At 55.8% G+C, this 8,758-nt stretch carries 7 protein-coding genes and 2 pseudogenes; 6 read left to right on the plus strand and 3 right to left on the minus strand.

The features are described from left to right. Positions 1-111, minus strand: a pseudogene (locus J2X50_RS24705) (electron transfer flavoprotein subunit beta/FixA family protein); the annotation flags it as partial. 372 nt (positions 112-483) lie between these two features. Between J2X50_RS24705 and J2X50_RS24710 the strand changes: the two are divergent. From J2X50_RS24710 to J2X50_RS24730, 5 genes are all read left to right on the plus strand, one after another. Next, complete coding sequence (locus tag J2X50_RS24710; RefSeq protein ID WP_306041284.1) at positions 484-1,104, plus strand: TetR/AcrR family transcriptional regulator; 621 nt, start codon at positions 484-486, stop codon at positions 1,102-1,104. A gap of 310 nt (positions 1,105-1,414) precedes the next feature. Continuing rightward, a complete protein-coding gene (locus tag J2X50_RS24715) occupies positions 1,415-3,373 on the plus strand; it encodes an NADH:flavin oxidoreductase (RefSeq protein ID WP_306041281.1) in 1,959 nt (652 codons plus the stop codon). A gap of 93 nt (positions 3,374-3,466) precedes the next feature. Then, entirely contained in the window at positions 3,467-5,059 is a 1,593-nt protein-coding gene (locus J2X50_RS24720; protein ID WP_306041279.1) for a 5-guanidino-2-oxopentanoate decarboxylase, read from the plus strand. 269 nt (positions 5,060-5,328) lie between these two features. Then, complete coding sequence (locus tag J2X50_RS24725; RefSeq protein WP_306041277.1) at positions 5,329-6,696, plus strand: aspartate aminotransferase family protein; 1,368 nt, start codon at positions 5,329-5,331, stop codon at positions 6,694-6,696. A gap of 84 nt (positions 6,697-6,780) precedes the next feature. Continuing rightward, positions 6,781-7,074, plus strand: coding sequence for a transposase domain-containing protein (locus J2X50_RS24730; RefSeq protein WP_429098854.1), 294 nt, complete (start codon positions 6,781-6,783; stop codon positions 7,072-7,074). Positions 7,075-7,184: 110 nt separating this feature from the next. On the opposite strand, the gene J2X50_RS24735 is transcribed toward J2X50_RS24730, so the two are convergent. Both J2X50_RS24735 and J2X50_RS24740 read right to left on the minus strand, forming a co-directional pair. Continuing rightward, positions 7,185-7,436 carry a hypothetical protein gene (locus J2X50_RS24735; RefSeq protein WP_306041275.1) on the minus strand — a complete coding sequence of 84 codons (252 nt, stop codon included), beginning with the start codon at positions 7,434-7,436 and terminating at the stop codon, positions 7,185-7,187. Positions 7,437-7,566: 130 nt separating this feature from the next. Next, positions 7,567-8,370: a MerR family transcriptional regulator gene (locus J2X50_RS24740; RefSeq protein WP_306041274.1), complete on the minus strand. Its 804-nt coding sequence runs from the start codon at positions 8,368-8,370 to the stop codon at positions 7,567-7,569. Positions 8,371-8,647: 277 nt separating this feature from the next. On the opposite strand from J2X50_RS24740, the pseudogene J2X50_RS24745 reads away from it, so the two are divergent. Then, positions 8,648-8,758 (plus strand): annotated as a pseudogene (locus J2X50_RS24745) (electron transfer flavoprotein subunit beta/FixA family protein); the annotation flags it as partial.

Raw genomic sequence — 8,758 nt, forward strand, 5'->3', positions numbered from 1 at the left:
CGGGTTCATCGACATCTTGACGTTCGCAAGCTCGACGCCCGAGCCATCCGACTTAACGCGGATCTTTACGTTATAGTCGACGACACGCTTCACTGGGACGAGAATTTTCATGTTCTACCAATTCCATTTTCGGTATGGACAATTCATCGAACGTCCTGATTGGGGTGCGAGATTCATTAAGCTGATTGGCGACGCGTTCCTGGTCGGCACCACAAACAACCCGATCGAATGATACCCTTATTGACTTATATACTGTTTGGACGGTATGTAAATATCGTTGCAAACAGAAAGAGCGATCCCTTGAGTGGCATAGGTGTTTACAGACGTCCTAGTCACCCCAATGGACTTCCCCGCGAATGTACGCGCCGGCTAATTTACAATACCGGCTTACAGCATGGGATAGATGTTTTTAGTAACGCGCGAGTATGGTAGCAACCGACGAAGCGACTAAGTTGAGATCATGGTGGCGAAGTCTGAGGGCCAATGAACAAGTCAAAATTGAAGCCACGAATGGGGCGCCCCCCAGTGCTGGAGAATGCCCGAAATCGCATCCTTGAAGAAGCCGCCTTGCTTTTTGGTAAAGATGGGTTCGACAATGGCTCTTTGAGTGTAGTTGCCGAACGCCTTGGGGTATCGAAGGCGGCGGTCTATCATTATTTCGGCTCGAAGCAAGAAATATATGACGCCATAATAATTAGGACACTTGAGGGACTTCTGATTTTTGTCGGAAACAGCGTGGCGACATCTAAAGGTGGCGAAGCTAAACTGAAGTCATTTATGACTGCTCACGCGTCTTACTTCGAAGAGAATTACTGGAGTTTCGTGTGCATGCTCATCGGTTATGGCGGCATGGCTAACCCTGGATTGAAATTCGAGGCCACTCAGAAACGTGTGGAGTACGAGTCAATACTTAGAAAGATCGTCGCCGAAGGTATTGCGGATGGCACCTTTCGAAATGTCGATGTTACGACGGCTTCCCACTCGGTTCTTTCAATGCTGAATTGGATGGTGCGATGGTTTAACCCAAATGGGCCCAAGCGGGCCGAGGAGTTCGCTTTGGAGTATTTTGAACTTTTGACGCTAGGGCTGTCTAGCCGTCAGTGACAGTCTTGTTCACGTCCGCAGCCTAGCTATGAGCTGGCAGATCGAGCATCAATTGATGTAAGGAGCCGCCCGATCGTAAGGGGACCTCGATGACCGGAGTATCGTACCTGCACGGACGTATCATATAGAATGGCACCTCTTGGCTCTATTGCCCGTCAGATGGGCGAGGAACAACCAAACCGCTTGCATCCCCTTGATCGCGCCTGATAAGCTTCCGAGTCCGATGCGGCTGCAAGCGTCCAATCGACCCGAACGGCTGCTCATGCGCCGGTATCGGACACTCAAATCCACTTTCCAAGGGAGTTCAGAGTTGAAGGACTCGGCGCTTAAGAAGCTCTTTTCACCACTTCAGATCGGAGGCGTTACGATCAAGAACAGGATCATGTCGACGGGGCACGACACTGTGCTGCCGACTGATTCCACCGTTAACGAAAAACTGATTGCCTATCAAATAAGTCGGGCGCGCGGTGGGGTTGGGCTCATTGTCTTGCAGGTTTCCGGGGTTCATGAAACCGCCCGCTACACCAGCCATATTCTTATGGCAACGGATGATAGCTGCATCGATGGATACAGGAAAATCTCCGATGCAGTCCACCAATATGGCACCAAGATTTTTGCCCAGCTTTTCCATCCCGGAAAAGAGATCTTGGAAACCAATGACGGGCTCTTGCTTCCCGCATTCGCTCCGTCTGCCGTTCCAACCGATCGCTATCATGTCACGCCACGTGCTTTTAGCGGGAGAATGATTAAGGAGATAATCGAGGGATATGGCGACGCGGCACGTCGCATGGAAGCGGGTGGCATCGACGGCGTCGAGATCGTTAGCAGCCATGGCAATCTGCCGGCTCAGTTTCTCAATCCGCTCTCGAATCTTCGAACTGATGAATACGGCGGCGATGCCAAGAAACGGCGCTACTTTCTCGAACAGGTGATCGCGAATATTCGTTCGAAGACCTCGCCAGGCTTTGTCGTGGGTTTGCGCATTTCAGTCGATGAAATGTACGAGAACGGCCTCCAGGAAGAGGATGCGCTTGAGGCGATCTGTGCCCTGGAGCAGCGGCTCAGCTACGTCAACGTCACCCTCGGCTCCGCCGCCACCAACAGCGGCGCGATGCATATAGCAGCGCCTATGATGTTCAAGGCGGGATATGTCACACCGATGGCCGAGCGGGTAAAAAAGCGCGTGTCGATCCCGGTCTTCGTCACCGGCCGGATTAATCAGCCGCAGGACGCCGAGGCCATTCTCGCTGCCGGACATGCCGATATGTGCGGGATGACCCGCGCCCTCATCGCCGACCCGGAAATGCCTAACAAGGCTGAAGCCGGGCGGTTAGACGATATTCGGGCCTGCATTGCCTGCAATCAGTCGTGCATCGGCAGGTTCCAGAAGAGCGTCTCCATTTCCTGCATTCAGAATCCGGTCTCCGGTCGGGAAACCCGTTTTGGCAATATTGTGCGTTCCGCGGAACCGAAAAAAATTGCCGTCATCGGTGGTGGACTGGCCGGAATGAAAGCTGCCGTTGCCGCCAGGGAGCGCGGTCACAACGTGACCCTTTTCGAAGCGTCGCCTGCGCTGGGCGGCCAGGCCCTGATTGCTCAACTGGTCCCTGAACGGTCGGAATTCGGTGGGGCGGTCACAAACCTGCTCAGGGAGATAGAGCTTTCGCGGGTTTCCGTGAGGCTGAACACCGAAGTCGACCGATCGGTGATCGATGATTTCGCACCCGATGCGATCATCCTGGCAACGGGCGCCATTCCGTACATTCCTCCGTATGAGCAACTCGGGGACCTGGATGTTGTGCAGGCCAACGATGTCCTGCGAGACAAAGCCAAATGCGGTCATTCGGTGGTGATCGCCGATTGGAGCGCCAACTGGGTTGGCATAGGAACCGCGGTCAAGCTGTCGAGAAGCGGCTGTCGCGTCCGGCTTGCCGTGAATGGTGCGGTGCCTGGCGAGCTGATCCAGAACTACACCCGCGATTATCTCAACGGTCTTCTGCACAGCTGCGGCGTGGAAGTGATCCCCTACGCCCGGCTTTATGGTGTCGATACTGGTACGGTCTATCTTCAGCACACCGCAAACCGCGACGCTATCGTCCTGGAAGACGTCGACACGCTGGTCCTGGCATCCGCGTCCGTCGCCGTAGATGCCCTCGCCGAGGAGCTTGACAGCTATCCCGGCAACATCCGTCTCGTCGGTGACTGTCTTACACCGCGCACCGCGGAAGAGGCAATCTTCGAGGGATTTGCCGCCGGGATCGCGATCTGAAGCGGAAACGACGCCTAGTCTCAAGACAAGAGAATTGAACAAACTCGGTTGCACAACAAGAAAATCTAACAGTCATCTTTGGAGTAGACTCGAATGGTCGCAAACCAAATCGGCGGTCACGCCGCTATCGAAATCCTTGAGACCTACGGCGTAGATACAGTTTTCGGGATACCGGGTGTTCACACGCTGGATCTGTATCGCGGCATCGCCGATCGTAAAATGCGTCACGTCGGCGTGCGTCATGAGCAGGGCGCCGGGTTCATGGCGGACGGTTACGCGCGGGCGTCGGGCCGGCCGGGCGTCTGCTGCCTCATCACCGGTCCCGGATTGCTCAATGCTGCCACACCGATCGGACAGGCCTATTCAGATTCCGTGCCGATGCTTGTTCTCTGCAGCGTCAACGCCAGCAGCGATCTCGGCAAGGGGCGTGGACGCCTGCACGAGATAACCGACCAGCGCGCGACTGTTGCTCCGATCACGGCATTCGCGCGGACCATTTTCCAGGCGAGCGAGCTGCCGGACGCCGTTGCCGATGCCTTTGCGGTGTTCGAGAGCGCCCGGCCGCGACCGGTTGTTCTTGAAATGCCTCTGGATATGCTTGCCTCGGCCTCCAATCTCGGCCAGCCGGTGAGGGTACGGGCTGCAGCGATGGCTCCGGCCAAACAGGATCTGGACACTGCCAGAGATCTCATCGATCGGGCCCGGACTCCAGTGGTGATTGCCGGCGGCGGCACGGTCGATTGCGCAGCCGCCTTGCGCGCATTCGTCGAAAAAATCGGCGCATTGTGTGTTACGACGACGGCAGGAAAGGGTGTGTTTCCAGATTCACATCCAGCCTCCCTTCGCGCCACTCTTTCGCTGGCGGCAACACAGGAATACGTCAACCGGGCGGACCTGGTGATCGCGATCGGCACGGAGCTGGCAGAAACCGATAATTGGGTGGATGCCTACCAGTTCAGTGGAGATTTGATCCGCATCGACATAGACGAGCATACGCTGACACGCGACTATAAGCCGACTGTCGGTATCCTGGCCGAAGCGGCGTCGACCCTTGAGGCGTTGACCGAAATTGTTGGCGCCGCACGTGCGCCTGATCTCACCAGCGTCGAAAGAATTCGCGCGCAGAACGGCAATATGCTAACGCCGCTTGAACAAAAGCACGTCAAGGTTCTCGATGCCATGAAGGCGGCTGTGGGGCAGGATGGCATCCTGGCCACGGACATGACGCAGATCGCCTATACAGCCAATTTTCATTTTCCGTGCGACCGGCCCCGCGGCTACTTTCATCCGTGCGGTTTCGGCACATTGGGTTACGCTTTGCCCGCCGCGATCGGAGCGAAGGTCGCCTGCCCGGATCGCGATGTCGTTGCCCTCGCCGGCGATGCAGGTTTTCTTTTCACGTTACAGGAACTGGGGACCGCCGTCGAAGAAAAGCTTTCCCTTCCGATCATCGTCTGGAACAACGATCTGCTGGCACAAATTCACAAGGACATGGTTCGACTTGATATTGGCGAGATTGGTGTCAAACCACGCAATCCGGACTATCTCGCACTTGCGAGATCCTTTGGTTGCAATGCTGTAAGACCTCAGAGCCTGGACGAGATTACACAGGCTGTCAAAGCGGCTTTCAAAGCGGATGGCCCAACGCTTATCGAGATCCGCGAGCATTCTGAATTTCTGGACTGATCCTCCCCGTTCGCCGCGGGTCGCTATACCACGGGACCTGCCGCTCAAACCTCGCGGCTGACGCATGTCGGAAATTGGCATGTCTGGATGCGGTTCCATCGCTTCCGGAAATGTTTGGGTGACCGGCTTTCATCGAAGGCGGACAGGTCCTCGAGTGCCATTTCCACGAAATGGCTCGGAGTAGACCGTCTCAAGGTCGGCTTCCGCTGCCACCTGACAATCAACCCAAAAGCCTGCCAATCGCGGGCTTCGCACGAAAGCAGAATGACATGGCACTTATACCGAACTCCGATGAAGCTCGCGACATCGCTTACCATTTCCATGCATATACCGATGCACGAGATCATGAAGCCAGTGCACCGCTGATCATTGATCGCGCTGAAGGCGCCTACGTCTACGACTCGAATGGAAAGCGCTATCTTGAAGGCATGGCTGGCCTGTGGAGCGTGGCTGTCGGCTTCGGCGAAAAGCGCCTTGTTGATGCGGCAGCAAGACAGATGCAACGCCTGAGCTTCGGCCACAATTTCACCAGCCGTACTCACATGCCAGCTATCGATTTGGCTGAGAAACTTGTCAAGATCGCTCCGGTTCCCATGAGCAAGGTGTTCTTCACCAATTCGGGGTCAGAGGCGAATGACACGGTGATCAAAATGATCTGGTATCGGTCGAACGCTCTGGGACAGCCCCAGCGGAAGAAAATCATAGCTCGCGAGCGAGCATATCATGGCGTAACGCTCGCCTCAGGAAGCCTCACCGCCTTCTCCCACAATCACGCATCATTCGATATGCCGATTGCCAATGTCCTCCGCACAGGCAGCCCCCACTTTTGGCGCGATGCCGAAGCAGGAGAGACTGAGGAGGACTTCGCAACACGGAGGGCAAACGAACTTGAACAACTGATCTTGAGCGAGGGCCCGGATAGCATCGCCGCATTCTTCGGCGAACCGGTTCTTGGAGCCGGGGGTGTTGTCACGCCGCCGCGAACCTATTGGGAAAAAATCCAGGCTGTGCTTGGAAAGTACGACGTACTTCTCGTCGCAGACGAAGTGGTTTGCGGCTTCGGGCGTACAGGCAAGATGTTCGGCTCGGAAACTTACGACATCAAGCCCGATATCATGGTGCTTTCCAAGGCCTTGTCATCGTCCTACCTTCCAATCTCGGCGATCCTTGTTAACGACAAGGTCTATCAGACAATCGCTGATGAAAGCCATCGCATTGGAACGTTTGGCCACGGCTTTACAGGCGGGGCACATCCTGTTGCTGCGGCAGTGGCGCTTGAGAACATTGCGGTCATTGAAGATCGCGACCTGGTTGGCAACGCTGCACGCGTTGGACAGTATCTCCGTGACCGGCTGCATCGGTTTTCGGATCATCCACTCGTAGGCGAGGTGCGCGGCGTTGGGCTGGTGGCAGCTGTCGAACTCCACAGGAAAAACTTCCCAAGCGCCGCCGCGTTCAAGGACGGCCAACTGGGCTCCCAGGCAAATGCCTATCTGGCGGAAGAGGGCGTTTTGCTGCGGGCGGCTGTAGACGCTCTCACGATCTGCCCGCCGCTCACAATCACGACGGAAGACGCTGATCTTCTTGTCGAAAAAATTGGCCTGGTGCTGGATAGAATGGCAAGCGAACTTAGCTAACCAACTGCAAAGGCCTTCCTATGCCTCCCGCAGTCGATAACGTGAACGGGCCGGAACTGACTTTCCGGCCCAAGTTCAGGCCGATTGTCCGGTCTAATGGGGCAGTTCACCGGAGGCCGTATCGAAATCGGCTCCAACATTGTCGAACGCGCGATCAGGCCTCAAACGCTCGGCCGCAAGAACAGGCTGTTCGCGGGATTGGACAAAGGTGGCGAACGCGCCGCGGCAATCCTGTCACTCATCCAGACCGCAAAGTTTTACGGCCTCGATCCGGAAGCCTACCTACGGGATATCCTTACCCGCATCGCCGATCATCCCATCACCCGGATCGATGAACTCCTGCCGTGGAACCTGCAAGTTCCTTCGGAAAGAGCCTGACCGGACGCTTACAGTTTAGTGCAGACTAGATAACTTTCTGCCGGCCAGAACAGGATGCGGCGCATCGCCTGACGACATTACTGAATGCAGGTCTGAATTGAGAAATAGTATCAGGCGGCTGTGCGTTTCCACAAGACCGCGTGCTCCAGCACAAAAGGCACAAAGTCATGCGGTGAGCGGCCAAGGACTCGCTCAACATCCAGAGATACGCATGAAGCTAATTCGCTGCGCAGAAAGCGATGGACCTCTTCGTGATGTCTGATGACGTTATCGGGCAACCCGACAAGCGCTGACCTGTTGAAAAATTCGTCGAGTGGCATGTCAACGTAGTCAACCTGATGACCAGCGGACTTGGAAATCATGGTAGCTGCATCGTGCCACGAAATCGCTTTTGGCCCCGTGAGGACTCAGCCCGGACTATCGATTTAGTGCGGCCTCACACGAGCGCTGCCGTGATGAATAGATTCCTCAGGGCACCCGCTGCAATAACACTTAGAACGTCGGGGGGGTGTTGACCCAGAGCAGTCTGCAAACTTCATTGCCTACGGACCGCCAGGAGTGCGCTCGATGGCTCTCGAAATAGATTGAATCGCCGGCCCGCAACACCGCGAGACCCAAACCTTCAACCTCGATCTCGAAGCTTCCTTGAAGGACGCGGATGAATTCCTCGCCCTCGTGCCGATAGAAACCCTCGCTCCCGGCGCCAGGCGCTAAACTCCACTCCTGACAATCCATCATACGAGGTCCAGATGCGAGCTCTCGAATCTGAATACCGGTTCCCAACGACGGCAATTGACGCCCCTCGCCCGATCGAACCACAGCCGTCCCGATATCATCGGGGCTAGCTGTTAATTGCGTAACCGTTACGCCAAGCGCTTCGGCAACTGCTCGCAGGAGCGGAACGCTGGCGCCGCGGGATGTGCGCTCCAGCGTACTCACTGTGGACGGCGATACATCCACTTTCGCGGCCAGAGCGGTGATTGTCAGCTTCTGTTCCGTGCGAAGTCGACGTATTTCATGTCCGAGCCTTGGAGCAGGCGCCTCGTCAGTAGTTGAGTCGCCCTGGCCTGCTGAAGCCTCATCCAACGATGACTTAATCGCTGCAAGGTTCAGTCCCTGGACTGAGCGAAGGCGGATAATCTGATGAACCCGTGCGAAATCGTCCTCGGAATAGAGCCTGTAGCCGCTTGGAGTTCTTGAGGGGACAATCAGGCCATGCTGCTCCCAAAGGCGCAGCGTCGCGGGCGGAACCCCTGTGGCCGCCGAAATCTCGGATACCTTGTATTGTTTGCTCATACTCACGGCCGACGTCCACTCATGCGTTCCGTTTCACGGTAGGCGGTTTCAGAGGCCAGGCAAACACCTGAAGGAAGTTCTCCCGGTCAAAGGTGCGCAAAGACTTGGCGCTTAGAGCGACAGAACGAGCCTCATTGTACCGGGCCGTGCGTTCGCTCTTTCAAAGGAATATAAAATTGCAGCTAGACAACTCAAGGGCACTTGACTCGAAGCCAAACATTGCAGAAAACATACAAAGTTTTTCAAGATGAATGCATCGCTCCGGGAGCAACCAATTATGAAACTGCTGGTCCCTGTCAAACGTGTGATCGATTCCAACGTGAAGGTTCGTGTGCTCCCGGACGAAACCGGTGTGGATCTGACAAATGTGAAGATGTCGATGAACCCA

Origin of the sequence: Aminobacter sp. BE322, assembly GCF_050433525.1 — a bacterium.
Taxonomy (GTDB): domain Bacteria; phylum Pseudomonadota; class Alphaproteobacteria; order Rhizobiales; family Rhizobiaceae; genus Aminobacter.

What these genes read in the sequence shown, in the direction of transcription:
- J2X50_RS24710 (WP_306041284.1), top strand. Translation starts at nt 484, where the DNA reads ATGAACAAGTCAAAATTGAAGCCACGAATGGGGCGCCCCCCAGTGCTG.
- J2X50_RS24720 (WP_306041279.1), top strand. Translation starts at nt 3,467, where the DNA reads ATGGTCGCAAACCAAATCGGCGGTCACGCCGCTATCGAAATCCTTGAG.
- J2X50_RS24725 (WP_306041277.1), top strand. Translation starts at nt 5,329, where the DNA reads ATGGCACTTATACCGAACTCCGATGAAGCTCGCGACATCGCTTACCAT.
- J2X50_RS24735 (WP_306041275.1), bottom strand. Translation starts at nt 7,436, where the DNA reads ATGATTTCCAAGTCCGCTGGTCATCAGGTTGACTACGTTGACATGCCA.
- J2X50_RS24740 (WP_306041274.1), bottom strand. Translation starts at nt 8,370, where the DNA reads ATGAGCAAACAATACAAGGTATCCGAGATTTCGGCGGCCACAGGGGTT.